At 49.9% G+C, this 26,344-nt stretch carries 28 protein-coding genes; 14 read left to right on the top strand and 14 right to left on the bottom strand.

The window, feature by feature from the left end:
* Positions 1–56 precede the first annotated feature (56 nt).
* Positions 57–449, top strand: a complete 393-nt coding sequence (locus BM185_RS07255) for a DUF3135 domain-containing protein (RefSeq protein WP_091961439.1) — start codon at positions 57–59, stop codon at positions 447–449.
* Here BM185_RS07255 and BM185_RS07260 read toward each other — a convergent pair.
* Together BM185_RS07260 and BM185_RS07265 are read right to left on the bottom strand one after the other, a co-directional pair.
* A complete protein-coding gene (locus tag BM185_RS07260; protein ID WP_091961441.1) occupies positions 446–1,345 on the bottom strand; it encodes a LysR family transcriptional regulator in 900 nt (299 codons plus the stop codon). The genes BM185_RS07255 and BM185_RS07260 overlap by 4 nt on opposite strands.
* A 99-nt stretch (positions 1,346–1,444) precedes the next feature.
* Positions 1,445–2,851 carry a solute carrier family 23 protein gene (locus BM185_RS07265; RefSeq protein ID WP_091961443.1) on the bottom strand — a complete coding sequence of 469 codons (1,407 nt, stop codon included), beginning with the start codon at positions 2,849–2,851 and terminating at the stop codon, positions 1,445–1,447.
* Between the two features lie 373 nt (positions 2,852–3,224).
* Between BM185_RS07265 and ppnN the strand changes: the two genes are divergently transcribed.
* Both ppnN and BM185_RS07275 read left to right on the top strand, forming a co-directional pair.
* On the top strand, positions 3,225–4,610 hold the full coding sequence (gene ppnN, locus BM185_RS07270; protein WP_091961445.1) for a nucleotide 5'-monophosphate nucleosidase PpnN: 1,386 nt from the start codon (positions 3,225–3,227) through the stop codon (positions 4,608–4,610).
* Positions 4,611–4,721: 111 nt separating this feature from the next.
* Positions 4,722–5,012, top strand: a complete 291-nt coding sequence (locus tag BM185_RS07275) for a hypothetical protein (RefSeq protein ID WP_091961448.1) — start codon at positions 4,722–4,724, stop codon at positions 5,010–5,012.
* Here BM185_RS07275 and BM185_RS07280 read toward each other — a convergent pair.
* Positions 4,996–5,451 carry a flavodoxin domain-containing protein gene (locus BM185_RS07280; RefSeq protein ID WP_177203505.1) on the bottom strand — a complete coding sequence of 152 codons (456 nt, stop codon included), beginning with the start codon at positions 5,449–5,451 and terminating at the stop codon, positions 4,996–4,998. The two genes, BM185_RS07275 and BM185_RS07280, sit on opposite strands and share 17 nt — an antisense overlap.
* A gap of 77 nt (positions 5,452–5,528) precedes the next feature.
* Here BM185_RS07280 and BM185_RS07285 point away from each other — a divergent pair, with 77 nt between their 5' ends.
* Positions 5,529–5,726 (top strand): DUF2788 domain-containing protein, encoded by a 198-nt coding sequence (locus tag BM185_RS07285; RefSeq protein ID WP_091961453.1) that lies wholly within the window; start codon positions 5,529–5,531, stop codon positions 5,724–5,726.
* A gap of 49 nt (positions 5,727–5,775) precedes the next feature.
* Here the strand turns inward: BM185_RS07285 and BM185_RS07290 are convergent, their stop codons facing one another.
* Entirely contained in the window at positions 5,776–6,090 is a 315-nt protein-coding gene (locus BM185_RS07290; protein WP_091961456.1) for a hypothetical protein, read from the bottom strand.
* 224 nt (positions 6,091–6,314) lie between these two features.
* Between BM185_RS07290 and bioA the strand changes: the two genes are divergently transcribed.
* Positions 6,315–7,577, top strand: coding sequence for an adenosylmethionine--8-amino-7-oxononanoate transaminase (bioA, locus tag BM185_RS07295; protein ID WP_091961459.1), 1,263 nt, complete (start codon positions 6,315–6,317; stop codon positions 7,575–7,577).
* Here bioA and BM185_RS07300 read toward each other — a convergent pair.
* The 3 genes from BM185_RS07300 to BM185_RS07310 are packed head-to-tail and all read right to left on the bottom strand — an operon-like array spanning position 7,559 to position 11,379.
* Positions 7,559–10,162 carry an EAL domain-containing protein gene (locus BM185_RS07300; protein ID WP_218149414.1) on the bottom strand — a complete coding sequence of 868 codons (2,604 nt, stop codon included), beginning with the start codon at positions 10,160–10,162 and terminating at the stop codon, positions 7,559–7,561. The genes bioA and BM185_RS07300 overlap by 19 nt on opposite strands.
* 34 nt (positions 10,163–10,196) lie before the next feature.
* The gene (locus tag BM185_RS07305; RefSeq protein ID WP_091961462.1) at positions 10,197–11,009 is read right to left on the bottom strand and encodes a response regulator; all 813 of its coding nucleotides are present in this window, start codon (positions 11,007–11,009) and stop codon (positions 10,197–10,199) included.
* 40 nt (positions 11,010–11,049) lie between these two features.
* Positions 11,050–11,379 carry a hypothetical protein gene (locus BM185_RS07310; protein WP_091961465.1) on the bottom strand — a complete coding sequence of 110 codons (330 nt, stop codon included), beginning with the start codon at positions 11,377–11,379 and terminating at the stop codon, positions 11,050–11,052.
* Between the two features lie 253 nt (positions 11,380–11,632).
* Between BM185_RS07310 and BM185_RS07315 the strand changes: the two genes are divergently transcribed.
* Complete coding sequence (locus tag BM185_RS07315) at positions 11,633–13,348, top strand: FapA family protein (RefSeq protein ID WP_091961467.1); 1,716 nt, start codon at positions 11,633–11,635, stop codon at positions 13,346–13,348.
* Here BM185_RS07315 and ung read toward each other — a convergent pair.
* The 5 genes from ung to BM185_RS07340 are packed head-to-tail and all read right to left on the bottom strand — an operon-like array spanning position 13,345 to position 16,594.
* Entirely contained in the window at positions 13,345–14,034 is a 690-nt protein-coding gene (ung, locus tag BM185_RS07320) for a uracil-DNA glycosylase (protein ID WP_091961469.1), read from the bottom strand. The two genes, BM185_RS07315 and ung, sit on opposite strands and share 4 nt — an antisense overlap.
* Positions 14,031–14,648: a riboflavin synthase subunit alpha gene (locus BM185_RS07325; RefSeq protein ID WP_091961473.1), complete on the bottom strand. Its 618-nt coding sequence runs from the start codon at positions 14,646–14,648 to the stop codon at positions 14,031–14,033. The genes ung and BM185_RS07325 overlap by 4 nt, the downstream gene beginning before the upstream one ends.
* Before the next feature lie 15 nt (positions 14,649–14,663).
* A complete protein-coding gene (locus BM185_RS07330; protein WP_091961475.1) occupies positions 14,664–15,236 on the bottom strand; it encodes a 2-hydroxychromene-2-carboxylate isomerase in 573 nt (190 codons plus the stop codon).
* 28 nt (positions 15,237–15,264) lie between these two features.
* Positions 15,265–15,753: a hypothetical protein gene (locus tag BM185_RS07335; RefSeq protein WP_091961478.1), complete on the bottom strand. Its 489-nt coding sequence runs from the start codon at positions 15,751–15,753 to the stop codon at positions 15,265–15,267.
* Between the two features lies 1 nt (position 15,754).
* Positions 15,755–16,594, bottom strand: a complete 840-nt coding sequence (locus BM185_RS07340) for a TatD family hydrolase (RefSeq protein ID WP_091961480.1) — start codon at positions 16,592–16,594, stop codon at positions 15,755–15,757.
* Positions 16,595–16,694: 100 nt separating this feature from the next.
* On the opposite strand from BM185_RS07340, the gene BM185_RS07345 reads away from it, so the two are divergent.
* The 4 genes from BM185_RS07345 to BM185_RS07360 are packed head-to-tail and all read left to right on the top strand — an operon-like array spanning position 16,695 to position 21,119.
* A complete protein-coding gene (locus BM185_RS07345) occupies positions 16,695–17,651 on the top strand; it encodes a chemotaxis protein (protein ID WP_091962712.1) in 957 nt (318 codons plus the stop codon).
* On the top strand, positions 17,648–19,552 hold the full coding sequence (locus BM185_RS07350) for an ATP-binding cassette domain-containing protein (protein ID WP_091961482.1): 1,905 nt from the start codon (positions 17,648–17,650) through the stop codon (positions 19,550–19,552). The genes BM185_RS07345 and BM185_RS07350 overlap by 4 nt, the downstream gene beginning before the upstream one ends.
* Positions 19,553–19,584: 32 nt before the next feature.
* On the top strand, positions 19,585–20,592 hold the full coding sequence (locus tag BM185_RS07355; protein ID WP_091961485.1) for a diguanylate cyclase: 1,008 nt from the start codon (positions 19,585–19,587) through the stop codon (positions 20,590–20,592).
* Positions 20,592–21,119 carry a YgjV family protein gene (locus BM185_RS07360; RefSeq protein ID WP_091961487.1) on the top strand — a complete coding sequence of 176 codons (528 nt, stop codon included), beginning with the start codon at positions 20,592–20,594 and terminating at the stop codon, positions 21,117–21,119. The genes BM185_RS07355 and BM185_RS07360 overlap by 1 nt, the downstream gene beginning before the upstream one ends.
* Before the next feature lie 31 nt (positions 21,120–21,150).
* Here BM185_RS07360 and BM185_RS07365 read toward each other — a convergent pair whose 3' ends face one another.
* Positions 21,151–22,326: a PQQ-dependent sugar dehydrogenase gene (locus tag BM185_RS07365; protein WP_091961490.1), complete on the bottom strand. Its 1,176-nt coding sequence runs from the start codon at positions 22,324–22,326 to the stop codon at positions 21,151–21,153.
* Between the two features lie 137 nt (positions 22,327–22,463).
* Between BM185_RS07365 and BM185_RS14660 the strand changes: the two genes are divergently transcribed.
* The 3 genes from BM185_RS14660 (at position 22,464) to BM185_RS07375 (ending at position 24,093) form a co-directional block, all read left to right on the top strand.
* Positions 22,464–22,637 carry a hypothetical protein gene (locus tag BM185_RS14660; protein ID WP_177203506.1) on the top strand — a complete coding sequence of 58 codons (174 nt, stop codon included), beginning with the start codon at positions 22,464–22,466 and terminating at the stop codon, positions 22,635–22,637.
* A complete protein-coding gene (locus tag BM185_RS07370; protein ID WP_091961493.1) occupies positions 22,630–23,055 on the top strand; it encodes a bacteriohemerythrin in 426 nt (141 codons plus the stop codon). The genes BM185_RS14660 and BM185_RS07370 overlap by 8 nt, the downstream gene beginning before the upstream one ends.
* 84 nt (positions 23,056–23,139) lie before the next feature.
* On the top strand, positions 23,140–24,093 hold the full coding sequence (locus tag BM185_RS07375; protein ID WP_091961495.1) for a bile acid:sodium symporter: 954 nt from the start codon (positions 23,140–23,142) through the stop codon (positions 24,091–24,093).
* A 67-nt stretch (positions 24,094–24,160) separates the two neighbouring features.
* On the opposite strand, the gene BM185_RS07380 is transcribed toward BM185_RS07375, so the two are convergent.
* Entirely contained in the window at positions 24,161–25,045 is an 885-nt protein-coding gene (locus BM185_RS07380; protein ID WP_091961497.1) for a LysR family transcriptional regulator, read from the bottom strand.
* A gap of 100 nt (positions 25,046–25,145) precedes the next feature.
* Here BM185_RS07380 and BM185_RS07385 point away from each other — a divergent pair, with 100 nt between their 5' ends.
* Positions 25,146–26,342, top strand: a complete 1,197-nt coding sequence (locus BM185_RS07385) for an MFS transporter (RefSeq protein WP_091961500.1) — start codon at positions 25,146–25,148, stop codon at positions 26,340–26,342.
* Positions 26,343–26,344: the final 2 nt, after the last annotated feature.

Here is a 26,344-nt window from a genome sequence, read left to right on the forward strand (position 1 = left end):
CTATGCTTAGTATAGAAGACTAGTAAAGTTATTGTGCACTTGGCGAGGATAACACCATGCGCCCCTCTGCCCTACCCTGTTTTGACGAGCTGTTGGAGTTAGCCAGGAACTCACCAGAAGACTTGGAGGCTTTGCGTCGTAAAATGACATCAGAAATTCTCAACAGTACCCTTGATAATGACATGCGCCAACGCTTGGAGCAGCTGGCTTTCCGTATAGATGCGGAAAGGCGCAGTGGTCGACCTCCCCTGGCTCTCTGTATCCACTACTCCAGTTTAATGCACAGTCAACTTGCTCATCTCAGCCAAGAGCTCAGCAAGCTGTTTAACAACCCTTGCCCCCAACAACCCGGCAAGCCTCTTCTTGGCGAGCTCAAGCAGAAGGCCCAACAAAAAAACAGCAAGGTAATTTGTCTGGATCAATATCGGAAGGGTCAAAAACCGGCTTAATTGTCAGGACGTGAACTACTCACCTGACGCCAATGCAGATATTCATCCAATAGATGCTGATAACGTTCAGCAAGCTGCTCCTTGGCCCGCCTGACCGTGTAAACCGGCCAGGAAACCTCTTCTGCCAAATGCCACTCGCGGGTCTGTTGCTGCCAGGGTGAGGCCTCCCAAACACTTCTGGGTAGCACACTGAAACCCAGACCACGGGCAACAGTATCCAAAACCAGCTGCACCTGATTGACGTGGCTTCGCTCTGTCAATTGATGAAAGCCTTTGAATTCATGTGGAAAATTAGCTTTCAGCAGCTTACTGGCATGTTCCTGACCTTCCTGGTGACCAATAAATCCCAAACTCAGCAGCTCTTGAAAGCTATTGCCTTGAAAATCTGCAGGCACTATAACAACCAGAGATTCTTGAAGGTAAGGCTCACAAATCAAATGAGGATGCTGCTGTTGGCTGGAAACCAGAGCCAAGTCTATCTTGCGCGCCTGGACCCACTCCACAGCCTGTTGATTATCCGCGAAAGTAAAATGTAAGCGTAACCGGGGATGGTTTTTCAGATAGCCCAAGGCAAAGGGATAAAACAACATTCCAAAGGTTTCGACACTGGCAAAACGACATTCCCCCCCTTCGACCATCTCCTGCTCCAGGGTATGACGAAACTGCTCATGTTCCGCAAAAAGTCGCAGCGCATAGTCATAAACCTGGCGTCCGGCTTCTGTCAGCTCGAAGCGTTTACCCTTTCTATCCAAAAGTGGCAGACTAAAATAATCTTCCAACTTACGCACATGCTGGCTAACCCCTGGCTGAGTCATACCCAGTTTGCGTGCTGTTTGTGTGAAGCTTCCTGTTTCCACCAGAGTAATAAAGGTTTTGAAAAAAAGTGCGTTGAACATCCGCTTTACCAACTAGAAAACTTATTTCAAGCATAACAAAAAACCCCCGGCCAGGGATTGGCCAGGGGCAAAGAAAATCTAAAAGATAAAATACAGCAGCTAGCTTTTCGCAGCTTCCGGGCTGTCGTCATCCACTGGCATATTATCCTCCACCTTGATCGGCTCCTCCGTGTCCTCTGAAGCTTTTTTACGGCCACGGTATTCAATCATAAAGTAAAGCACCAGGCCCGCAGCCAGGCCCCAGGCAGCGCCATGAGTCGCCAAGACAACCCCCATGATGCCTGCCACCCCCATAGAAGTCGCATTGTCGATCTGCTCAACAGCCACCGCAATACACAGATAACCCGTGATCAGCAGGGTAATCGACAAGGCAATGGGCAGCACGGGACGGAACATAGTCACCAGCGGTAATAGGAAAAGGGCAATAAAGCCAACAATCCAAAACACCGAGGCACCCGAATAAATGCTGTCCATAGCTTTGCGACCATAGCGATAACGCTCAGCAATGGTGGCCATGACTCCTGTAAACAAGGGGCCAGCAAGGCCAGGATAGGGAGCAAAGAAAGAATGGATGAGGTTACGTATGCCAGTCACTAAGTGCACTCGGTCGACATTCACTTCTATCTTCTCGTCAGGACGCAAATGGTCAACTCGCTTAATCAAACTCTGACCAACAATAATGTCACCAAAAGCAATAATATAAGCAATAATAGCCGTGGGTATTGCCAGCATCAGCAGCTCCACACCTGGAAAGCCAACACTAAAGGGCAAATAGGCCCAAATACCTCCAAAATCAGGGACATTGATTCCCCATTCCACATTTGGCAGGGGGTATTCGGCTAGGCCCCAACCAATTGCCATGGTGATCAGCATCCCGGGAACCATGCCATAACCGGCAATCAGCTTGGCCCAGCGATGCTTCTCCGTCCAGTCACGGAAGGAAAGCGAAAACAGCACATAAGCAGTCACCAAACCACCAATACCCAATGAAATAGGTGTGGAGTAGAGACGTCCACCTTCACTGATCTCACCACTGATTGCGGCAATGCCTGCACCCAGCAGAATACCGGCTTTAATGGAGCTGGGAATATTATTAACCAGCTTGGAACCTAAACGGGTTATCGCCATAAACAGGAAAATAAAGGCAACAACCAACTGCAGAGCAACCAGTGCACGTATGGCATCAGGGCCCGGCTCATAGTCACTCAGGTAGAGCAGAACAACGGGGATTGCTGGTGTAATCCAGCCAGGTACAAAGGGAACACCCAGTAGGGTGGGCAGCATAAAGCCGATACCGCAAACCACCACAAAAGCCAGGGCAACCTCATAAGGCAGACCCAAGTATTGTTCCAACAAAGGAATCATGCCCATGGCAATGACAAACATCACCAGAGCCTGGATGGTTTCAGGAATTTCCCAACGATAATGAATAAAGGGTAAGCGAATTTTAAAGGGGCCCGCAGCCCAGTAAGGCTGCTCTTCCCCGTACTTTCTTTTCAGGAGCACGTCTCTAGTTCCTTGTTTAGGTTTGTCTTTACACACGGAACCGACGTCACTTTACTGTTTTTGTAGGTGTGATCGTTCAGCAGGGCTTTTTTACGTGGATACTTTAGTAAATCCTATACGACCTTGGATTAGTAATACTTAATGCTAAGAGGTCAAAAAACCCTGAAAACAAGTAAAAATCTGCCAGAAACCTGGGATCTGCCTGGATTTAGCGATAAACACCCTATTTTATTCCTGATAAATTTAATCCAAATTACCCGATCAGGCGGCGGATGTTTCACTCGACTTTGAATTGATTGAGTTTTTTTACAGAAAAAACCTGAGTGTTTGCTTTATGATAGGTCATCCGTTGTTTGTATAAGCAGGAGTTCCAATGCCACGTAGGTTCGAGTCAACCACCAGTGTCGATGCCCTGGTTTCTCCAGAAGGAAGCCTGGAAGTACTTTCCCAGCATGAGGTCAATCGTCTAAGAGACACCTCCCGAAATGGTCATCATGATCTTTTGCGCCGCTGTGCTTTGGCGGTACTTTCTTGCGGCAGTCCTCTGGATGACAGCAAAGCCCTGCTTGAACTGCACCCCAACTTCGATATAGAAGTGCTGCAACAGGATCGGGGAATCCGCTTGCAAATCACCCAAGCGCCTGGCGACGCCTTTGTTGATGGCGTCATGATTCGTGGTATCCGCGAGCACCTGTTTGCGGTGCTGCGTGATCTGGTTTATGTCAGCAATGAAATTGAGATCAACCCCCGCTATGACTTACATAGTAGCCAGGGCATAACCGATGCGGTGTTCCACATTCTCCGCAATGCGCATGTACTCCGCACTAATCATCTGCCTAACCTGGTGGTCTGCTGGGGTGGACATTCCATCTCCCGTGAAGAATATGAATACACGAAAGATGTCGGCTATCATCTCGGGCTGCGCGGTTTGGATATCTGTACCGGCTGTGGGCCAGGCGCCATGAAAGGCCCCATGAAGGGTGCCAACGTTGCCCACGCTAAACAACGCACCCCAATACGTCGCTATATCGGTATTTCCGAGCCTGGCATCATTGCTGCTGAAGCACCCAACCCCATAGTTAACGAACTGGTTATCATGCCGGATATCGAAAAGCGCCTGGAAGCCTTTGTACGCCTTGGACATGGCATCATCGTCTTTCCCGGCGGTGTAGGTACTGCAGAGGAAATTCTTTACCTGCTGGGCTTGCTGAGCAATCCCGAAAACCAGCAACAACCCTTCCCCGTCATTTTTACCGGACCAGCCTCTGCCGAAGCCTATTTCCGCCAGATCGACCTCTTTATTCAGCAGGTTTTTGGTGAGGAAATGCGCCAGCGTTATCAAATAATTATTGATAACCCGCCGGCGGTTGCCCGAGCCATGAAACAGGGTATCAGCCAAGTAACTGAATACCGCCGCCAACTCAATGATGCTTTCTATTTTAACTGGCGCTTGAAGGTCGACCTGATTTTCCAGGAACCCTTTGAGCCGACTCACAGCGCCATGGCCGAGCTGGAACTCAATCAAGAGCTACCCACCAACCTGCTGGCTGCCAACTTAAGGCGCGCTTTTTCCGGCATAGTGGCAGGCAATGTTAAAGAGCAAGGAATTCGTGCCATTGAAGAAAAAGGCCCCTTCCAGATTCAAGGTGACCCCAAGCTGATGAGATCCCTTGATCAACTGTTAAGAGCCTTCGTCAGTCAAGGTCGCATGAAGTTGGCCGGTGATACCTACAACCCCTGCTATGAAGTTATTAGCTAAAGCTGCAAAATTTGACATAAAAACCACCTGCAACTACAGCAGGCTTTTTTGTTAAGCTGTAAACTTTAATGCGCCAAAATTGGGACAGGTTTCAAAGCGGAGAAGCACGCAATGGTTGATATGAGCAAAATGAAGGAGGAAGCCCTTCGTCGTAAGCGCGAACATGAAGAAAAAGAGTTGCGCCGACAAATGGCTTCCTCCAAGCCCCGTTCGGCTTCCCGCCGTTCCAGTGGAAGTCGACGTGGTGGCCGTAGCAACCCTTCTGCGCAAAGGGCCCTGGCCCAGCAACAAAGAACCCGCCCCAAAAAGCGTAAGCGTTCCATTAGCCGCTGGGTATTGGATATTCTTCTGGTTCTCGGGGCTCTACTGGTTCTGGTAATCTTCCTTAGCCCGTTTCGCTAACTTTTTGTACCCAGGCCGAAATCCATTCATCAGCACCTTCACTGGCATCAAAAAATTCTAAAGCATCCAGCTCAAGCAGAGGTAGCGATCGCTTGGCACCCAGGTCTGCAAAGGTTGCATCCATCAGCTTGCCCGCTGCACAAAAGCTGTCACCGTAGGAAGAGTCCCCCAAGGCTATAACAGCATAGGGCAGGCCAGCAAGATTAGGTGGCTGTTTGCTAAGTTCTTCATACAGGGGCAGCAAAGATTCCGGTAACTCTCCACTTCCTGTTGTTGACGTCACCAGCAGCAGTTGGTCAGCCTGCAGTAGCTGGTTGCTGTTTGGCATTTCAGTAAGGTTAACCTGATGCCCGGCATTACTGGCTGCTTGTGCAGCACCCTCAGCAACCTCCAAAGCCCCGCCATATACACTACCCACTAGTATCTGAATCGCCGCCACCAGCATCTCCTTATTTACAAAAAGCCTAAAACCAAGTATTTTACTGGGTTTTTATCTGGAGATTCAAGCAAGAAGCCATGCATTACACTGAACTGGAAGCTTTAGCCATGCCAATTCTGATTGGTGGCTTGGTACTCTTTATGGGATTTATCGTTTGGGATTTAGCCAAGCAATCTAAAGCGGGACGCTTTGGTACCCTGATCCTTTTTTTCGCCTTGGGCCTGGGCGTAGCTGGATTTATCATCAAGTCCGTTGTGGTTGCCCTGATCAATTAAAAAAAAGCCAATTCTTGTGAATTGGCTTTTCCAGAAAATGGCTGTGGGTTCACATAATTTCGTTGAGCCGTTCCTGCCAGTCCTGCGTCAATTGCTGGCGTTTGTGCGCATGCTCTAGCATAACCTTATTGAGCTCACAAAACATGTCAGCACACTCAGTACCCAGATCAAAAGGGTTGCTACTTTCAGTACCCTTCATGCAAGCACGGCTCAAGGTAAACCAAGCATCCCAGTATTGGCGCATAGCTTCCATTTCAGTTTCCATTAAGACTTCCATGCCTTGCACCCAATGACGCTGAAATTCCAGCATAGGTAATTGCTGTTGGTGCATTTGTTCCTTGAAGGTATCTATAACGCTTTGCATAAAACCTGACCTCCGAAGTTTCGTTTATAGTTGTGAAATTTACCGCCCCAGGACCCGTCCTACTTTTCCCCTCTCATCCCTATAGTAATAATGGTACCTAGATCAAAAAGATGCCACTGCATTTTATGAGGGAAATCATAAAAAAGTCACAAACTACTTCTGACTTGTCAAACCCGGCTCAATCCTGTTAACTTTTACAAAAATTAAAGTTAACAGGCCTCCCTATGTCTTCACCGCTTTGGTATCCCTACACACAAATGCAAAACCTTCCTGAGCCACCCCTGGTGACTGGTGGCGAAGGCCCTTGGATACATCTTGCCGATGGCAGGAAGCTCTTGGATGCAACCAGTGCCTGGTGGTGTCTGATTCATGGCTACAGGCACCCGAAGATGGATGCCGCCTTGCATCAACAGGTGGATCAGCTCAGCCATGTCATGCTCGGTGGCCTTACGCATCAGCCCGCCCTGCAACTGGCTGAGAAGCTGGTAGGCATTACCCCTGAGGGGCTGGACCGGGTGTTTTTTAGTGATAGTGGTTCGGTTGGTATAGAAGTAGCTATGAAAATGGCCGTGCAGTATCAACTCCAACAAGGCCAGCAAAAACGCACCCAATTAATGGCGGTGATGCGCGCCTATCATGGTGATACCAGCGGCTGCATGGCCTTGTGTGATCCTGAAGAAGGTATGCATCAGCTGTTTTCAGGGTGGTTGCAGCAGCATCCTTTTACCCCGGCGCCCAGGGCAGGATTTAATGCTTCACCGGATGACCCTCTGCTGCTGGAAGATTTGGAGCTGCTCAGAGCCAGTTTTGCCCAGCAACACACCCATCTGGCGGCCTTTATTGTGGAGCCCCTGCTCCAGGCGGCAGGTGGTTTTAATATGTATTCACCGCTATGGCTGCGAGAGGTACGCCGCCTCTGTGATCAGTATGGCGTACTGCTGATTTTTGATGAAATTGCCACAGGATTTGGGCGTACCGGCAGTCTTTTTGCTTGTGAACAGGCAGAGGTTACACCAGATATTCTAGTGATCTCCAAGGGGCTAACCGGCGGCTATCTTGGCTTGGCCGCGACCCTGGCTAGTGAAGCTGTTTTTGAAGGCTTTTATGGAGACGCTTCCAGGGCCTTTATGCATGGCCCCACCTTTATGGGCAATCCCCTGGCCTGTGCAGCAGCGCTGGCTAGCATCAGCATTTTTGAAGAAGAGAACTACCTGGACAAGATAGCCCGACTTAACCAGGTACTGCATGAAGAACTGGATGACTTTACGGCACCGGGTGTGGAATCCACCCGTGTTTTGGGTGCTACAGGTGTCCTTGAAGCCAGCTCTCCCGAGCGCTTAAAAGGCTTGAAAAGCTACGCTCTGGACCAGGGTGTTTGGTTAAGGTCCTTTGGAAGTTATGTCTACACCATGCCCAGCTATGTAATTCAACCTGAGCAATTGCGTGAAATTACTCAGGTAATGAAAGGCTATTTTGAAACCAGCTGAGAAAAATCCGGCCACAGCTGTTGGCTATCCACCCGAGCCAACCAGGCCCCTATCTGCTCAGGCAAAGCCGGCCTTGCCATCCAGAAACCCTGACAAACCGGGCAGCCCAGTTTTTGTAACAGCTCAGCCTGGGCCGGGGTTTCCACCCCTTCGGCAACCAGTTGCAAACCCAGAGCCTGGCCCATGGCAATAATCGCTCTCACCAACTGTTCATCTTCACGGTTTTCTGGAAGCTCACGAATAAAGCTGGCATCAATCTTGAGCGTAGTGATGGGTAGTTTGCGCAAATAGGATAAGGAAGAATAACCGGTTCCAAAGTCATCAATAGAAACCTGGATGCCACCGGCTTTCAGGTCACGAAGTAGCTGATGTTGCACATCTTCTTCGGTTAAAACCAAGCAGCTTTCTGTCAATTCCAGCTCAATTAATTCAGCGGACAGGCCATAGCTTTCAAGACGTTTAAACAGACGCTCAGCAAAGCTGGAATCAACCAGTTGTCGGGCAGAAACATTGATCGAAACCTGAGGCAACCAAGACGAAACCTCCTGCCACTTTACGAGCTGCTGGCAAACCTGATCCAAGACCCAGTCACCCAGACTTTCAATCAAGCCCAGTTTTTCTGCCAGGGGAATAAAGTCAGCAGGCGACACCTCGCCTAAATCAACATCCTGCCAGCGCAGTAAGGCTTCCATACCAACCCAGCGCCCACTGTCTACATCAATTTTTGGCTGGTAGGCCAGGTAGAGAGACTCCTGATCCATGGCCTGGCGTAAACCATGCTCCAGAGCAAGGTCGGTATAGTTGCGCTCGCCCATCACGGCATTGTAAAAACAAAAATTGTTGCGGCCAGCATCCTTAGCCCGATACATGGCTGTATCCGCGTGCTTCAGGAGAGTTTCTGCACTATCGCCATCATCAGGAAAAACACTAATCCCAATGCTGGTCGAAACCACCAACTGGTTTTGCATAATATTCAGGGGCTGGGTCAGTGCATGAATCAGGCGTGAAGCTTCGGTTTCAAGCAAATGGAGGGTTTCTACCTCAGGTACCAATACCGTGAATTCATCCCCACCCAGGCGCGCTACTGAATCTCCTTCATTGATATTGGCTTCCAGGCGTCGCGCTACTTCTTTGAGAACTTCATCACCCGCCAGATGGCCCAGAGTATCGTTAATCCTTTTGAAAAGATCCAGATCCAAAAAAAGCACCGCCATCTTGTGCTTGTGTCGCTTGGCTGAAGAGAGGGCTAATTCCAAACGATCAATCAACAGGCGACGATTAGCCAAACCGGTGAGATCATCATAGTAAGCCAGAGTATGGATTTGCTCTTCTTTGCGCTTGCGGTCAGTAATATCACTAAAGATGGCTGCAAATTGCAAAATACGCCCTTCTGAATTGCGTATCGCTGTAATGGTCAGCCATTCAGCAAAAATTTCACCATTTTTACGACGATTCCAGATTTCTCCCTGCCAATAACCCTGCTCCTTCAAACTAGCCCACATGGCTTGATAAAAATCTTTATCATGTAAACCTGAACTCAGTAAGGCTGGCGTTTTACCGACGGCTTCTTCGGCACTATAGCCTGTCAGAGTGGTGAAACTGGGATTAACAGCCTGAATTTTCCCCTCGGCATTGGTGATTACGATGCCATCCAGAGAGGTTTCTATGACTTTTTGAGCCAGCAGCAGATACTCGGTTGAAGCCTTTAATGCCTGATCTCTTGCTTCTATCGCAGCACGCAGCTGATTGACATACTCATACTCAATGCTCGCCAGAATGTCATTAAAGGATAAAAGCCCGCAGATTTGCTCCAGAGGTTCTCCGGACTCATCACATTCCAAAACACCCAAATGGCGAAAGCCTTTTTCACGCAGTAAATCAACGGCCTTGAGCAGACTAAGGCTTCGTGGCACACAGAAAAGCTCATTGTGAACCAGGTCCTGCAGGCTGGTTGCAGGCAACTCTTCTGCTAGCAGTGCTACCAAGTCTCTTTCGGTAATGATTCCGGGTGGCTTACCCCTGCCCCGCTCAATAATAGCCGCTTCCTTGCCTTCTTCTTTCAGGCGGCTAACGGCTTCAGAAATACTTAAACTGGCATAAAGACGCAAGGGTAGGCTATGAATACTGGAGCCAACATTGCGCATTAAAAGATAGTGTTCAACCCCCTGGTGGCGAACGATGTCTGACTGGGTCAGCATACCTAGGGGCTGTTCTTGTTCATCCACTACAAGTAGACGACGCAACCCCCTAGACTTCATCACTGAAGCGGCTTGACTGAGCAGAGTGGTGTGTTGGACGTAAACCACCGGTGAACTCATCAGCTCACGGATAGGTGTCTCTAGCAGATCAGCACGATTGAAATCCAGTTTGCGGGTATCACCTTCACTCCAGATACCCAGCAGCTCTCCCTCTTCAATCACCAGGATGCAACTCACTGCAGCCCGGCGCATGCGCCTAGCCACTTCACCCAGCGGTAAACCCGGCTCACAGGTCAAAAGGCCGCTATTGACCAAACCACCCACCTGGGGATCATCACCCAGTTTGATCGCTGATAAATCCTGCGCGGCACTATCAATCAGTTTCAACTGCTAACTCCAGCCATTGTTGGTCTTGTCGATTTCAACTGGCATCAGGCTCAAGTAACGAGATCAACAGGTTGCGGACTTGGCTAACTTCAAAGGGTTTGTCACAAATGGCCGAAACACCCGCTTGGCGCACACTGGCCAAGCGCGACTCATCTTCAGATGTGACCATCATGATCGGCAAATGGGAATAATCAGCGGACTGGCGAATATGACCAATTAAGGCTTCGCCATCCATCACCGGCATATTGTAATCCGTGACGACCAAATCATACGCTGCCTGCTGAAGACACCCTATCGCTTCCTGACCATTAACCGCTTCATCAATATGCTCAACACCAATTTGCTGCAGCACTCGACGCAAATGATTGCGAGCCATACGGGAATCATCAACCAAAAGCACCCTGAGGCTGGTGATATCGTATAGCTCCAGTTCCACCTCTTCATGGGTCAGGTATTCCAAAGTGGTCACCAGCGCTCGCTGCAAATCAGTGCGGTCAAAGGGTTTCGGCAAGAGAGCCAAGACCCCCGCCTGACGAACGGCTTCCAGATTTTCACGCTTTTGTTCACTGGAAACAACCATTTTGGCCACTTCCGACAGGCGGCTATCCTTTTGCATCAAGGCAAACAGCTCGTGCGCATCAGCATCGGGCAAATAGAGGCTGCTAATAATCAAATCGGGAACAAAAACACGCATTCGCATCAGAGCTTCACGAGCTGTGCTCACCGCTTCCAGGGTTTTGATACCCTGGTCGGTCAGCTGCTTTTGAATCAAACGCCTTTGTGTGTTCGAGGGTTCAACCAGCAAAATCCCCAAATCATCCAGGGACAGGCTTGCAGTGACTTCCATTCTTGATATCTCCAAAAAAGAGGTTTCCAGAGGTTAGGGATTAATGCTGTCTCGGTTTACGAGGCAACCCCGGCTGATAAATATCATCACGATAAATAAGCCGTTTGGTTTCTGTGCTACGTTCAGGAGTAAGACTGAAAACAGCTTCACGCAGGCGGAACAGCCTGCGTCCCTGGGTCCTGGCCAACTGCATTTGCACCTGACGCGGCAAGGGTGGCAAACGTAATGCTTGACGATCTTCTGCCCAGAAAGTTGCCTTATCCAGCATTAGACTCAGTAGGTTACGCTGATTGGTTTTTAACTCAACCAACAAAGTCAAAGCGATTAACTGGCGGGCACGACGGATTTTGGCTAAACGAGTCATGGCCATAACTGAAATTCACCCCTTGAAGTTTTATTTGTCTATCATAAACCCTTAAAGGCATCGAGTCAGTGCTGATTTGTCGCGGCGGAAAACTACAAAGCGTCACAAATTATGAATCTAATGCCCTAGGTTTGCATTTACTGGCAAGTTAAGATCAACTTAGGTATCTTTTTCATTATTGCATGGACAAGAAGAAAAGGTTGCCGATTAGGGATTACAGGCAACAACAAAAGCTAGCAGGCCGCATCGGGATAATTTCATGGAACCACTGACAGATGAAGAGCTGATGCTGAGCGTACCCACTCCGGACGAGTTGGGCCTCAGTTTTCGTGAAGAAAAAGAAACAGGTGACTTCTACGCTACCTATGAGCCGGTAGGAATCACCCAACCTCTAGAGCCTGAGCAGTTTCCTCAGGTTATGGAGATGGCAGGCTTTGACCCTAAGGAATATCCCGTCGATCCTGCAGCCCTTTCAATTTTCTTGGACGCAATGCGCCGGGGAGAATCCTGTAATCAGCGTCTAGGTGGACCTATTGATGCCCGCCCTGAGGTTTTTGCCAGCCCTAACCAAATGCTTGCCGGTGTTGTCATTCACCCCCCTCAAGGTAAAGGTAAAGACCTAACCCGTGACACTTTGGAGCAGGCTTTAAAGCAATCCAAAATAGTCCGCGGCCTGCTCGAAGAAAGCCTAAAAGAACTAACCAGCGAAACCACGACAGCGGCTCTTCGTGAAACCCAGAAGCCTGTCTGTATGGTCGTCGCCTACGGTGAGCCTGCCTATGATGGCACGGATGCCTGGCTGGAAACCCTCATTGAAGATATTGCCGACCGTCGGCCACAAATGGACGAAGACGGTAATGTCAATTTTCTGGAATTGGGTGATTTTCCCCATGTCGAAGCCGAGCAGGCCCTAGTCAGGCGCCACCCACCCACAAATGGTAAATCAGGCTGGACAGTCACAGGCCGAACCATCAAGGGGCGCAATGGTAAGGATCTAACTCTCAAACCCAAGGATGATAGCGTCAAACTGGCTGAGGGTGATGAAAACCTATTGCTGTCCACCACTACTGGCATGCCGGTGGTCCACGACAAAGGGGCCCATGTAGAGCAGGTCCTTCGCCTTGAAAACGTTGGTCTGAAAACAGGGCATGTGCGCTTTGATGGCAGTGTCCATGTCAAAGGCAATGTTGACCCAGGCATGAAAATTGTTGTCACCGGTGACGTCAAAGTGGGCGGACTGGTTGAGGCGGCTTACATCAAAGCGGGTGGCTTTATAGAAATTGGCGGCGGTGTCATCGGTCGCAAGCAAGCTGATAAGGACAAGCATCCAGAAGCCAAAAAAGATGATGATGCCAAGGGCAAGGTCAATGATGCTTACCTAAAAGCGGGAACCCAAGTCAAAGCAAGATTTATTCAAGAAGCCAAGGTTGAGGCTGATCAGGAAGTTATTGTCCAAAAACAAATTCTTCATTCAGAGATTACTGCAGGCATCAGAATTGCCATGCCTGGACGCGGCACTATTGTTGGCGGTATTGCCCGCGCCAAAGAGGTCATTGATGTGGGTGTTTCCGGTGCCATGGCTAATGTTCCTACCCGCTTGATTGCTGGTGAAACTGGCGACATCAAGCAGCGCATAGCTAACGTTAACAACCAGCTAAAGCAGTTGGAAGTTCAACGCCAGCAACTGATGGATATCGTTGCCAAGATCAAAAAACTGCGCAAGCCCATTACTGAAGAAAAGAAACAGCAGATCATAAAAGCGCGTGATGGCCTGAACGAAAAAGAAAATACGCTCTATGATTTGATGGCTGAACTGGAGAAGGAACAAAAAGATCGCCAGTCAGCCAGGGTTCAGGTTAGGGTCACCTGCTATCCAGGCACTGTGATTCACCTGGGTGAAGATGAATTCTCACCCCGCAATGACCTGGGTAAGGTAACCTTCGTATTACGTGATGGTGAGATTATTATGCGCTAAACCCCTGGGGGCAACTGCCACTTGATGGCCGCTTGCCCTTGGGCTTCCAGCCAGGCATTGGTGTTGGAAAAGTGACGACAGCCCAAAAACCCCCGATGTGCCGATAAAGGCGAAGGATGGGGGGCCTCCAAAACCAAATGCTTACTCCGATCCACAAACCCGGCTTTTTTTCTGGCGGGACTTCCCCAAAGCAAGAAAACCAAACCCCGATCCTGATTATTCAAAAAATCGATCACCCGATCGGTAAACTGCTCCCAGCCCTGGTTGCGGTGGGAATTTGCCTGCCCTGCCTCCACGGTCAGCACAGAGTTGAGCAGGAGAACGCCTTGTTGTGCCCAGGGTAGCAGGCAGCCATGGCCGGGTGGCTGAACGCCCAGATCGCTTTGCAATTCCTTATAAATATTTTGCAAGGAAGGAGGCACCTTGACGCCAGGCTGAACAGAAAAACTCAAGCCGTGTGCCTGTCCCGGACCGTGATAAGGGTCCTGCCCAAGAACCACCACCTTGACACCGGCCAAAGGGGTTTGCCAAAAGGCATTAAACCAGTGTGATGAGTGAGGATAAATCAGCTTGCCGGCAGCCTTTTCATGGCGCAAAAAATCACGCAGGGCTTGCATATAAGGCTGTTGAAACTCCTGCCCCAAAACCTGCATCCAGTCATCCGGCAAAGGCCGTTTTTCCGTCATGCCAAACCTCTCTGCGCCAGCACCCTCTCGACGGTATCCACGGTGACCTGCGTTTGGGGATCAACTTCAAGATTGACCGGAGTTCCTTCAGGCATCTCGCCGAAGGTGGTTGCCCGCCGGGTTTCCGGAATCAGATAAACACTAAAGCTCTGCTCGCCCACCTCAGCAATGGTGAGGCTGCAGCCATTTAAACCGATGTAACCCTTGGGGAAGATATACTTCATCCAGGTAGAAGGAACCGAGAATTCAAGACGCAGGTTGTTTTCATCCATTTCCTGGCGACCCGTCAAGGTCACTTGATCGATCACATGGCCTGACATCAAATGACCGCCAATTTCATCAGAAATGCGCGCAGCCCTTTCATAGTTGACGCGACTACCCACTTGCAACTGACCCAGGTTGGTCAGACGCAGGGTTTCAATCATGGCATCAAAATAAACTCTTTCATCCTGCCAATGAGTGACGGTTAAGCAAACGCCATTGATAGCCACACTGGCGCCTACTTGCAAGCCTTGACGGGCAGGCTCAGGCAGGTTGAGCGCCAGGGTACTCAGATTGGTTTTTTGTTCCAGCTCGGCCACTTCAGTGACCCCTTGCACGATTCCGGTAAACATACCCTTAATTACCCTTTAACTAGACAGCAAATCGGCTTCCAACAGGTGGATACGATCACTGCCAAAATAGATTTTATCTTTCCAGATGAGCGTGGGTGCACCAAAGGCACCACGACTTATGGCTTCAGCCGTAAAGTCTTTCAGGGCCGTTTTAGCAACCTCTTCATCAGCCAGACCAGCAATTTTTGTACCCAAGGCCTCCAAAGCCACCTCAGGTTGTCCCAGATCCTGACCCTGGCCCCAGTAAAGATCGAAAAGCTGCAGACTTAAAGCAGGGCGTTCAGTTGCCGGCAAGGCAGCCAGGGCACGCTGAACTTTCAGGGTATTGGTTGGAAAAACTTCAGGGAAGGTGTAGGGAACCTGATAATAGCGCGCCAAACGGGGCAGGTCTTCTGAAAACATATAGCGCTTTTTGGATTCCAGACTCAAGGGTGCCTTGTTACCTATTTCTTTAAAAAGACCGCCCAGAAAAATAGGCCGCCAAGTCACTTCAGCTCCGGTTTTCTTTTCCAGTTCAGCCAACTGGACTGCAGCGAGATAACTATAGGGACTAACTATGTCATAATAAAAATCTATTTTTTCACTCATAGTAACAACTCCGGGTTAAGTATTCGCTCTAGTCGGAAATATCCGGCTGATCACCGGTTAGAATAACATGGGCTTCCAACAGGGCACGGACCTGATCTTCTGCACGGCTCGGGTCCAGCCCCAAAAACTCCATAGCTTCCCGGCGGGTTTCCTGCCAGGTGTCAGGATCATCATAAAGCTCCAGGGCCTCAATCAACTGAAAACCCACTTCCTGGTCAGCCGCGGCAAAAAGCTTAAGTAACCAGGCTTCCTGGGGATGCAAGGCATCGACATAAAGCACATCATCTTCCTGGTCATAAAGCAGTTCACGAACCACCTCATCAGCGGCATAGCCATGTAAATCAAGGTCCATAGCATCCTTGGTTACCAAGCTGGCTTCATCTTCGCGCCAGTCTGCATCCGGATAAATCAGGGCTTGCTTGATGCTGCCATCAGACAAGGACCAGGCGATACTGACGGGGTAACTTTGTTCATCATCTGCAGCCCCTTCAAGGGCAATAAAAGTAGGCAGGCTCATGTCAGGTTTCCATTAAAAAGCTGTCAGGCAAATTGAACAGGGTTTGCGCATTGCGACTGGTTTGCAGTGCAAGCTGCGCCGGGGCTTGCTGACGTATCTCAGCCAGTTTGGCGAGCACCCAAGGCAAATAGGCTGGCTCATTGCGTCCTTTTTTAGGCTTGGGTTTAAGAGTGCGTGGCAGTAGCCAGGGGGCATCGGTTTCTATCAATAAACGTTGTTCGGGGATAGAAGGGAGTAGCGGCCAAAGGTGCGTACCCCGCCTTTCATCACAGATCCAACCGGTAAAGCCCACATAAAGATCCAAATCCAGGTAGCCAAACAGGCTTTTACGCTCTCCGGTAAAACAATGCACAACGCCGCCCGCCAGATCATCCCGCCAGCTTTTGAGGATATCCAGTAGGGTTTCTCCGGCATCCCTTTCATGGATAAAAAGCGGTTTGCCTGTCTCTGCTGCCAATTCCAGCTGCGCTTCAAAGGCTTTTTTCTGTTCTTCCGGGGTAGAGAAATTGCGATTGAAATCCAAGCCCGTTTCACCAACAGCAGCAACGTTCGGACTTTTGAGCAGAGCCCGGATATGAGCGCCCACTTCATCATTCCAGCAGGAAGCCTGATGGGGGTGGACACCTGCGGTAGAACGCAGGCTCAAGGGGTCTTCTTCAACCAACTGCAGGGCAGCTTCACTGGTCTGGACATCAGTACCGGTGAGCAGCATACCCGTGACTCCAGCTAGCCTTGCTTTTTCAAGAACCTCGGGCAAATCCTTGGCAAAAGCTTTATCGGTTAGATTGACACCTATGTCGACGAGGGGGCGAAGGGGTTCAGAAAAGGGTAATAAGGCCATGCAAATATTCAACCTGAGTAGTCAAGCTATCAATTTTTCTCTAGTATGTCAGAAAATTAAACTGATAAAAGTGTTACTTCAATCGCAAGAGGAAAGACCCATGGCCGGGGTGTTAGACAGTGTAGACTCCAGAACGCGTCTGGTTGGACAGAACCGTCTTGAACTTTTGATGTTCAGGCTGCACAGCAACCAGTTGTTTGCTATCAATGTATTCAAAGTACAGGAAGTCCTGCGTCTGCCCAAAATGAATAGCCTGCCCGGCCATCATCCTCATGTTGTGGGTGTCGCTCATCTGCGTGGCCAGGCCGTTTCGGTAATTAATCTGGCCCAGGCCATAGGTATGCCCGCCCTCGAGCCTACTGAAAACAGCAATCTCATCGTTACTGAATACAACTCCACAGTTCAGGCTTTTCTAGTGGGTAGCGTTGACCGGATCGTCAACCTCAACTGGGAAGACATCATGCCGCCTCCACGTACCAGTGGCCGCCAGCATTACTTGACTGCCATTACCCGCCTTGATGACAAGATTATTGAAATCATTGATGTTGAAAAGGTACTGGCTGAGATCAACCCCTACAGTGTTGCTCTGGATCCTTCCCAACTGGAAGAAGAAATTGTCGAAGCCGCCAAGGATATGGAAATTCTTATGGTCGACGATTCACCCACAGCCATTTCTCAGGTCCGCCAAACGCTTGAGCCTCTGGGTATCATTTTGCACACAGCAACCAATGGTAAAAAAGGCCTGACGATCTTAAAAGACTGGGCTGATGCCAGCGAAGAAAGTGGTCAACCCGTTTCAGAAAAACTGCTTATGGTCATCACCGATGCAGAAATGCCGGAAATGGACGGCTACAGCCTGACAACTGAAATCAGGGAAGACAAGCGCTTGAAAGACCTGTTTGTCGTCCTACATACCTCCATGTCCGGTAACTTCAACAAGGCCATGGTACAAAAGGTTGGCTGTGATGATTTCTTATCCAAATTCCAACCCAAAATGCTGGCCGAACTGGTTGAAAATCGCGTTCGTGACCGTGCAGGACTTCCTAAAGCACAATGACTCTAATTCGTTTTGAAAATCTTCACCTGGCTTATAGCCAGACGCCGCTATTAAATGATGCCACGCTCATTATTGAAGAAGGTGAACGTATGGCCCTGCTGGGCCGCAATGGCGCTGGCAAATCGTCCCTACTTAAACTGGTTGCCGGTGATATCCAGCCGGATGGCGGCAGCCTGTGGCGCAAGCCGGGTTTAAAAATTGCCACCTTACCCCAAGTACTCCCCGCTGCTGATGATCGCGGTGTCTTTGAAGTGGTTGCCGAGGGCCTGGCAGAAGCTGGTCGCCTTCTTGAAGAGTTCCATCACATTACTCACCTGCCTCCTGATCAGGTTGATCTGAATCGTATGGATGAACTCCATCATGAGTTGGATGCCTGTAATGGCTGGGCACTCAGTCAGCGAGTTGAACAGCTGCTCAAGCGGCTTCACCTTAACGGTGAAACTAGGATGGCGGAGCTTTCCGGAGGTTGGCGCCGACGTGTTGCTCTGGCCCAGGCTTTGGTTAGTGAACCTGACCTCCTCCTCCTTGATGAACCCACCAACCATCTGGACATAGAAACCATCCAGTGGTTGGAAGAACAGATAAAAAGCTTCCCCGGCGCAGTGCTGCTAATTACCCACGATCGTACTTTTATGCAAAATCTTGCGACACGCATGCTAGAACTAGATCTGGGTGAAATCATCAGTTGGGAGGGCCGTTACCAAGACTTCTTGGAATTCAAAGCGCACCAACTGGAAGTTGAAGCTCGCCATCAAGCCGCTTTTGACAAGAAGCTGGCCCAGGAAGAGGTTTGGATACGCCAAGGCATTAAAGCACGTCGTACCCGCAATGAGGGACGGGTACGAGCCCTTAAAGAGCTTCGCAAACAACGCTCAGAGCGTTTGCAGCGCCAAGGAAAAGCAGACATCCAACTGGAAGCGGCTGACAAGTCAGGCAAGCTGGTTGCAGAGCTGACCCATGTTAGCTATAGCTTCGACAACAAGCCCGTCATCAAAAACCTGACCACCAGTATTCAACGTGGTGACAAAATTGGTATTCTTGGCCGCAATGGTGCTGGAAAAACCACCCTGTTAAAGCTCATCCTTGGTGATCTGGAGCCGCAAGAAGGCAAGATCAAACATGGTACTAAACTCGAAGTTGCCTACTTTGACCAATTGCGTGGCAAGCTAGATCCTTCTAAAAGTGTTCTTGATAACCTTGCTGAAGGGCGCACCAGTGTCACCATCAATGGCCGTGACAAGCATGTTATTGGCTACCTTCAGGATTTTCTCTTTACTCCCGAGCGGGCGCGCCAGCCCGTCAGTGCGCTTTCCGGCGGCGAACAGAATCGCTTACTGTTAGCCAAACTCTTTGCCCAGCCAGCCAATCTGCTGGTCATGGATGAGCCAACCAACGATCTGGACCTGGAGACCTTGGAACTCCTTGAAGAATTGCTACTCAACTATGAAGGAACCCTTCTGCTGGTCAGTCACGACCGGGCCTTTCTGGATAGCGTGGTTACCGGCATTCTTGCCTTTGAAGGTGAAGGCCTGGTCCGTGAGTACGTTGGGGGTTATCAGGACTGGATTCGCCAGGGCGGACGTTTTCCAGCGTTGGATACCTCTGCAGCTGAACCAACAAGCAATCAAGGGACCAGTGAACCTGTACCGCCAACCAAACCAGAAGCGGCTAAAAAAACCAAAAAACTCAGCTATAAGCTACAAAGAGAATTGGACCTTCTGCCAGGAGAAATCGAACAACTGGAAACCCAACTGGCTAAAGTACAGGGCCAGATTGGTGACCCAGCCTTTTATCAAGGCAGCCCAGATCAAATTGCAGCCACTTTGCAGCAGGCAGAAGAAATCCAGCGGAAACTGGATGCCAAAATGGAACGCTGGATGGAGTTAGAAACAGAAGACTAAAACCCCTTGCTGGCTTCCGGGAGAGTACCCTCTTGAAAGATAACAGTCACCTATCTGAAGTGGGTCAAGCTTTTATCCGTTATCTTGACCTCTACTTTATCGAAAGGGATCTTGAGGCTTCCCTTAAGCTGCTTCATCCAGCCATCAAAGGCTATGGCACAGGTCTGGATGAACGCATCTTTTCTCTAGCCGATGCCAAAAAGGTTGCCAGCCGTGATATTGAGCAGGCACCCAATCCTGTTCACTATGAACTCACCCAACTGCTCGTAGACCAACCCAGTGATCATCTGGGTCTGGTCACCTGTGAACTGAATATCAAAACGCGCATTCTTGACCAGGAGCTGAAACTAAACAGTATTCGCTGCTCTTGTGTGCTGCTTAACAAAAAACAGAACTGGCTGCTCTACCACCTGCACCTTTCCCTACCCACCAATGATCATGGTGAGGGTGAGTCCTACCCGATCAAGGAGCTGGAAGAAAATAACCAGCTACTCCAGCGCCTAGTCAGTGAAAAAACACAAGAACTGAATCAAGCTTTGCAAGAAATCAGCCAATTAGCGGCAACCGACCCGCTGACAGGTCTGCACAATCGTCTGCAAATCGATAAAATTCTGGGACAGGAATTCTTGCGGCTGGACGTCGAAAAAACCGATTTGGCGATCATTTTGATTGATCTGGACTACTTCAAGGATATCAATGATTACCACGGCCACCTAATCGGTGATCAGGTTCTACAAGAGGTTGCCCAGCTTTTTCAGGATCATATTCGGCCGCAGGATTTTGCAGGGCGCTGGGGCGGTGAAGAGTTTATCATTATCTGCCCACAACTGGATCAGGCCCAAGCCCTGCTGCTGGCAGAAAAGCTACGCAGCCAACTCGCCAGCCACCTCTTCACTCTTCCGGTGAGCCAAACAGCCAGCTTTGGTGTTGCCCAGTATCAACCAGGAGATACCCGGGCCAGCTTGCTACAGCGCGCCGATCAGGCTCTCTATCTTGCCAAGGAAGCGGGCCGTAATCGTGTCAGCAGTGGACCCTTTTAATGACCCTCACCTGGGTTGCTGGCCAGCTGGCAGGGCTCGTTGCACTGGGATTTTGCTTGGCTGGATTTGCCAGCAAACAGGATGACCGCCTACTGGTTCTGTTGATTTCCGCCAATATTGCCTTTGCCCTGCAATTTATCTTTTTTCAAAGCTGGACAGCTGCTGTCCTGACCCTGCTGGTCATTATCAGAATACTTTTAGCCAGACGCTATCCGGGCAATCTGGCCCTAATGAGTGGGTTACTACTGGCTAACTTCCTGGCAGCTGCCCTAACCTGGCAACACTGGATCGATATCCTGCCCCTAACAGCGGCCACCCTGGGCACCTTCGGCATGTTTATGCTACGCGGTATCCCCCTGCGTATTCTTCTGGGTATGGCCGCTTTCTGCTGGCTGCTCAACAACCTGCTAATCGGCTCCTTTGGCGGCAGCCTGGCCGAAGGCCTGATCGTGGTGACCAACATCTTCACTATCTGGCGGCTGGCGAAGCTGCAAAAAGAAAAGCAGCTATCGAGCCGAGAGGCTTGAGTACAAGCAAACCTCTTGGTTAAAACAAACTTTAAGGAGCCACCAGCCTGAGTAGTGGCGCTGAGCTGTCATCGACTAGCACATAAATCTGGCCACTTTCTGGATGAACTCTTACATCACGAATACGATAGCCCAGATCCATCAGCATTTCGTGTTCGCGAATGGGTTTATCCGCTTCCACCTCAAAGCGTCCCAGATAGCGATGGCGCAGATTACCCATCAGGAGTTGGCCTTCCCACTGGGGAAATTCATCACCATAGTAAATAGCTAACCCTGAAGGTGGAAAACCTTCGCGGCCTGAATCACCATAATGGCCTTTCAGCCAGTAGTAAACCGGATTGATGGTGCCTTCATCATCCGGAGGTAAGGCACCTATCGTCCGTCCTGTACGATATTCAGTACCATAGGTGGCACGAGGCCAACCATAGTTACCACCTGGGTGGTTGATGATATTGATTTCATCACCATTTTGCTGACCGTGTTCGTTTTGCCACAAAAACTCTCTTTGTTGATCCCAGGCCATCCCCTGCGCATTACGATGTCCATAGGTGTAGATGGCATCCAAGGCCTGGTTGTCATCAACAAAGGGATTATCAGTAGGAATACTGCCATCAGCATGGAATCTTAAGGTCTTGCCCCAATTGGACATCAAATCTTGAGCGGAGTCTCTTTCACGACGATCGCCAAGGGTCATATAGAGGTAACCCCGGTCATCAAAAGCCAAGCGGGAACCAAAGTGACCATTACCTGAAGAGTAGGGCGTGGCTTCATAAAGAAGTTCCCAGTCATCCAGGCGCTGCTCGTCCAGGTTAAGGCGTGCTCGTCCCAGGTGAGTGGCATAACCTCGACCCTCAGGATTGGCAGCAGCAAAGGTCAAATACACCCAGTTTTCACCTTGATCAAATTCAGGGTGTACGGCGACATCCAAGAGTCCTCCCTGCCCTCTGACAGCCACTTCTGGCAGACCTTCAAGTGAGTGAGGATTTCCATCAGCCGGGTTCAGGTAGAGTAAACGACCGGGGCGCTCAGTGATCAAGAGCGCAAAGTTTTCAGAAGCGGGTAAAAAAGCCAGAGCCCAAGGCTGGTCCAGGTTTTCCTGTAAACGTTCAACTTGAAACTCTGTAGCCTTGGCCTGACTCGCCAGAACCAAAAAAACAACGGCCACCAGAGTCGGTAGCGTCCAGCGGGAAAAGGTTAAAAAAGACATGAGGCCTCCTAACAGCGAATCACTTCTTAGCCTAGCTAGAGTTTTATAATTTAAAAAGCTCCGTTACCACTCAAACTCTTCCAAAAGTTTATCAATGTCTTTTAATCGAGCTGCAATTAGACAGGGATACACCCAGAATGTTGATTAATGACATTGTTTATGGGGCAGGAAATCCGGCAGGATGGGCGTATATTCAGGAGCCCACGGCCAAAGAGGCCAAGTTTTTGCAACGCCAGGGGTTTGAGGTACTCGATATCAACCACGAGGACTGCCTGGAAGCTGTTTTACAAGAGGTCGCAAACCATGCCTGACATTACCCCAACACTTAGACTGCAACACTATGACCTGCCAGCCATGGACAGAGCCCACCACCTGTTCACCGCTTTGCTGGGTGCGCTTCCGCTGGTGTCTAAATCTGCCCTGCCCTGTCTACTCAACAACCTGCTAATAAATGTGCGTGATCATTTTGATCAGGAAGAGCGCTTTATGCTGGCAACCAGCTTTCATGCTTACGATGCGCATCGCAGCCAACACCAGCAGCTGATTTCCCTGCTCACTCATTATCAACACCAACTGGAACTGGGTGAAAATCTTGACCCACTGGAACTGCATATGCAGCTCTGTAGCTGGCAGGATGAACACCAACAAAGCTGGGATGACCCCCTGGCTCAACACCTTCGCCAAGCTAATCGTTGGCAGGGTACGAAACAGGCATCGCAAGTGGCCTAATTTATATTCTTTTACTGTCCCGCACCCTTACGGGTGCGGTTTTCTGCTATCTTGGCTGCTGGATTTAATCTCTTCGGTTTTTTCATGCAGCGTATTTCACTGGAACGCCACCAAGTCTGGATTTATCTGACCGCCATCGGCTGTGGCCTCCTGCTGGGTCAGCAACAACCCGCACTAAGTCACCTTGCTGAACCCCTACTATGGCCTGCACTGATCCTGCTGCTTTATACCACCTTTGTGCAGGTGCCTCTCCTACATCTGCGTGCTGCCTTCCACGACCGACGCTTCATGCTTGCCGCCTTGTTGGGCAATTTTCTACTGCTACCGCTACTGGTCTGGTTACTGATTCAGTGGCTGCCGGATAATCCGATATTGCGGCTAGGTGTGCTGCTGGTTTTGCTAATGCCTTGCACCGACTGGTTCATCACCTTTACCCAACTCGGCAAGGGCAGTAGCGCCCATGCCTTGGCGCTGGCTCCCATCCTCTTGCTGTTACAGCTGCTGCTACTTCCCGTTTATATCTGGTTGCTGGGCGATCTTGATCAGTCATTATCAGGGCTGGGGCAGCAGTTGCTTCCAGCACTCTTGGTAATCTTGCTACCTCTGCTACTGGCAGCTATAACCGAACGCTGGATGGAAAAGCAGCCTCAACGCCTGGTTTGGCGTGAACATCTGGGCTGGGGCCCGGTTCCTCTGCTGGCCGGCGTCATTTTCCTGGTAGCCAGCATCCAGGCCAGTGAGGTGTTGGAAGTGATCCAACTTCTACCCCACCTGGTCCCTGTATTTATTGCTTTTCTACTTCTGGCTCCCTTGCTGGCCAAGGCGCTCACTAACTTGCTTCGTTTACCTCAAGCCCAGGGTCGCACCCTGGCTTTCAGCTTTGGCACCCGCAACTCTTTTGTGGTACTGCCGCTAGCCCTGGCTTTGCCTGCTGGTTGGGAACTGGTTGCCCTGGTCGTGGTTTTGCAGTCACTGATTGAACTACTGGGAATGATTGTTTACCTCTGGTGGATGCCGCGATTACTGACTCAAAAGTAACCTTGTCGGTAAAACGACAATTTTTATCGCCTGAAAACTAGCCCTTCAATGCCAAAGTGACTGCTTGCTAGTCCGCTGCCACTTCAGCATGTTCCAGCAGGAAGTCGACAAAAGCACGGTCGGCAATGGATTGATAGGCCCCTTTTTTCCAGGCAATCGACATATCCAAAAAGACGGGTTCTTTAAAGGGTACAGCCACCAAATCCGGTTCATCTTTCAAGACCAGCTTCAAAAAGACAGTGATCCCAAACCCCTGACGAACAATGGATTTAGTTAAAGGAATCAGATTGGATTCAAAGGCTACCCGAGGTTCCATGCCTGATTTCTCACAAATACGATCAATGAATTCCCGGTGAAAATAACCTTCTTTAAACAGCACCAGCTCTTCCTGTAGAAATTCTTCATAGGTTACAAATTCCTGCTCGGCAAAGGGGTGATCCTGAGGCACACAAACCACCATTTCTTCACGCAGGAAAGATACCGCTTCCAGATCATTAGGCACGCGGTCAGCAACGATCACCCCAACATCCAGAGTACCTTCACGTATTTTCTTCTGGATGCTACGGGTGCCATCTTCAAAAACGGCCAAATTAAGATTCTGATGGCGATGTTTGAAGGCCATCAGAATGGGTGGAAAATAATAGGAACCCAGCATGCTGGGAATACCAATACGCACCTCTCCCTTCGTCAGGCCACGGGCTTCATTCAGAGCCAGCTCAGCAGCTTCGGTTTCATCCAGAATCCGGCGAGCATGTTCTAGAAGAATGGCCCCTTCAGCTGTTGGTTTGACGCGCTTCTCACCTCGATCCAGCAGCGACAAACCCAACTGCTTTTCCATATTACGTATCGACATGCTAACCGCTGGCTGAGCAACCCCAAGGCGTTCAGCAGCCAGGGTAAAACTACCCAAATCAGCAACGGCAACTAGGTAACGTAGGGGACGAATATCCATAAATCAGCCTTATTTTTGAAATTCAATGAATATATTTTGCTTATTTATCTGCGACCAGTAAAGTGGCATTTCGTTCAATTGCAAGGATTTGCCAGCAGTTATGATCGAAGAGAAAACACCCGCTTTCTGGCGAGCAACCCTGGCACTTTGCTGTGGGTCTTTTATGATCTTCAGCAATCTTTATGTCACCCAACCTCTTCTTCCAGAGTTTCAACAAGCCTTCGGTATTTCTACTCTTCAAGCCAATGCCTCTCTGGCTGTTGCAACCTTGATGCTGGGTATTTCACTCTTAATCTACGGCCCTTTATCGGATGCCTTAGGCCGTCGTGGCATCATGTTGATCACCATGCTGGGTGTGGTCTTAACAACCTTTGCCCTGGCTTGTTCGCCTAACTACACCTTTCTGGTTATCCTGCGTGCTCTACAAGGATTTTTATTGGGTGGTCTGCCTGCTATTGCCATAGCCTATATGGGAGATGAATTCAGCAAAAAAGCCCTGGCTGTCGCTGTTGGCATTTACATTAGTGGCAATACCCTGGGTGGCATCGGGGGCCGACTCTTCTCAGGCTTTATGGCCGATGCCTTTGGCTGGCAAGCCAGCTTTCTTTTTGCTGCCGCTTTGTCTTTGCTCTGTTTGCTAATCTTCTGGTGGGCTTTACCTGCATCTTGTCACTTTAAACCCAAGCAGATCAGTTTGCCAGGTATGCTTAAGGATCTGGGCAGCCACCTGCGCAACCCTTTACTGATCAGCGTTTATCTACTTGGCGGGTTGAATTTCTTTATTTTTATCAACCTCTTCAGCTATGTAACCTACCTACTGGCCGATGACCCCTGGAGACTAGGTTCTAGCCTACTGGGCATGTTATTTATTACCTATCTCAGTGGCACTCTGGCGGCTTCCATCTCTGGCCGGGTTGCAGCTTACCTGGCACAACCCCTGTGCATGGCTCTGGGTGTTATTATCCTGATGCTCGGCAGTCTATTAATGTTGATTCCATCTCTTTGGGCGATTTTGACTGGCTTGTTAATCAATAGCTTTGGGTTTTTCTTCTGCCATTCCAATGCTTCCAGTTGGGTCAGTCGCCAAGCGACCCACGCCCGCGCCAGTGCCAACAGCCTCTACCTGGTTTTCTACTACCTGGGTGCCAGCACAGGCGGCTTCTACCTGGACCCCTTCTGGAAAGCCCTACACTGGCCCGGCGTGATTCTGGGTTCTCTGTTAATTTTACTGATCACCCTGGGGCTCAGCCTTTGGCTATGGCGGCAAGATCCACGTTCACTGAGTCAAATAAACTAATC

The sequence above is a fragment of the Marinospirillum celere genome (assembly GCF_900112235.1).
GTDB lineage: Bacteria > Pseudomonadota > Gammaproteobacteria > Pseudomonadales > Halomonadaceae > Marinospirillum > Marinospirillum celere.

What these genes read in the sequence shown, in the direction of transcription:
- ung (WP_091961469.1), bottom strand. Translation starts at nt 14,034, where the DNA reads ATGACGGAAAAACGGCCTTTGCCGGATGACTGGATGCAGGTTTTGGGG.
- ppnN (WP_091961445.1), top strand. Translation starts at nt 3,225, where the DNA reads ATGCCACGTAGGTTCGAGTCAACCACCAGTGTCGATGCCCTGGTTTCT.
- BM185_RS07365 (WP_091961490.1), bottom strand. Translation starts at nt 22,326, where the DNA reads ATGTCTTTTTTAACCTTTTCCCGCTGGACGCTACCGACTCTGGTGGCC.
- BM185_RS07325 (WP_091961473.1), bottom strand. Translation starts at nt 14,648, where the DNA reads ATGTTTACCGGAATCGTGCAAGGGGTCACTGAAGTGGCCGAGCTGGAA.
- BM185_RS07385 (WP_091961500.1), top strand. Translation starts at nt 25,146, where the DNA reads ATGATCGAAGAGAAAACACCCGCTTTCTGGCGAGCAACCCTGGCACTT.
- BM185_RS14660 (WP_177203506.1), top strand. Translation starts at nt 22,464, where the DNA reads ATGTTGATTAATGACATTGTTTATGGGGCAGGAAATCCGGCAGGATGG.
- BM185_RS07275 (WP_091961448.1), top strand. Translation starts at nt 4,722, where the DNA reads ATGGTTGATATGAGCAAAATGAAGGAGGAAGCCCTTCGTCGTAAGCGC.
- bioA (WP_091961459.1), top strand. Translation starts at nt 6,315, where the DNA reads ATGTCTTCACCGCTTTGGTATCCCTACACACAAATGCAAAACCTTCCT.
- BM185_RS07350 (WP_091961482.1), top strand. Translation starts at nt 17,648, where the DNA reads ATGACTCTAATTCGTTTTGAAAATCTTCACCTGGCTTATAGCCAGACG.
- BM185_RS07260 (WP_091961441.1), bottom strand. Translation starts at nt 1,345, where the DNA reads ATGTTCAACGCACTTTTTTTCAAAACCTTTATTACTCTGGTGGAAACA.
- BM185_RS07335 (WP_091961478.1), bottom strand. Translation starts at nt 15,753, where the DNA reads ATGAGCCTGCCTACTTTTATTGCCCTTGAAGGGGCTGCAGATGATGAA.
- BM185_RS07375 (WP_091961495.1), top strand. Translation starts at nt 23,140, where the DNA reads ATGCAGCGTATTTCACTGGAACGCCACCAAGTCTGGATTTATCTGACC.
- BM185_RS07370 (WP_091961493.1), top strand. Translation starts at nt 22,630, where the DNA reads ATGCCTGACATTACCCCAACACTTAGACTGCAACACTATGACCTGCCA.
- BM185_RS07345 (WP_091962712.1), top strand. Translation starts at nt 16,695, where the DNA reads ATGGCCGGGGTGTTAGACAGTGTAGACTCCAGAACGCGTCTGGTTGGA.
- BM185_RS07290 (WP_091961456.1), bottom strand. Translation starts at nt 6,090, where the DNA reads ATGCAAAGCGTTATAGATACCTTCAAGGAACAAATGCACCAACAGCAA.
- BM185_RS07285 (WP_091961453.1), top strand. Translation starts at nt 5,529, where the DNA reads ATGCATTACACTGAACTGGAAGCTTTAGCCATGCCAATTCTGATTGGT.
- BM185_RS07360 (WP_091961487.1), top strand. Translation starts at nt 20,592, where the DNA reads ATGACCCTCACCTGGGTTGCTGGCCAGCTGGCAGGGCTCGTTGCACTG.
- BM185_RS07315 (WP_091961467.1), top strand. Translation starts at nt 11,633, where the DNA reads ATGGAACCACTGACAGATGAAGAGCTGATGCTGAGCGTACCCACTCCG.
- BM185_RS07255 (WP_091961439.1), top strand. Translation starts at nt 57, where the DNA reads ATGCGCCCCTCTGCCCTACCCTGTTTTGACGAGCTGTTGGAGTTAGCC.
- BM185_RS07380 (WP_091961497.1), bottom strand. Translation starts at nt 25,045, where the DNA reads ATGGATATTCGTCCCCTACGTTACCTAGTTGCCGTTGCTGATTTGGGT.
- BM185_RS07340 (WP_091961480.1), bottom strand. Translation starts at nt 16,594, where the DNA reads ATGGCCTTATTACCCTTTTCTGAACCCCTTCGCCCCCTCGTCGACATA.
- BM185_RS07330 (WP_091961475.1), bottom strand. Translation starts at nt 15,236, where the DNA reads ATGAGTGAAAAAATAGATTTTTATTATGACATAGTTAGTCCCTATAGT.
- BM185_RS07305 (WP_091961462.1), bottom strand. Translation starts at nt 11,009, where the DNA reads ATGGAAGTCACTGCAAGCCTGTCCCTGGATGATTTGGGGATTTTGCTG.
- BM185_RS07310 (WP_091961465.1), bottom strand. Translation starts at nt 11,379, where the DNA reads ATGGCCATGACTCGTTTAGCCAAAATCCGTCGTGCCCGCCAGTTAATC.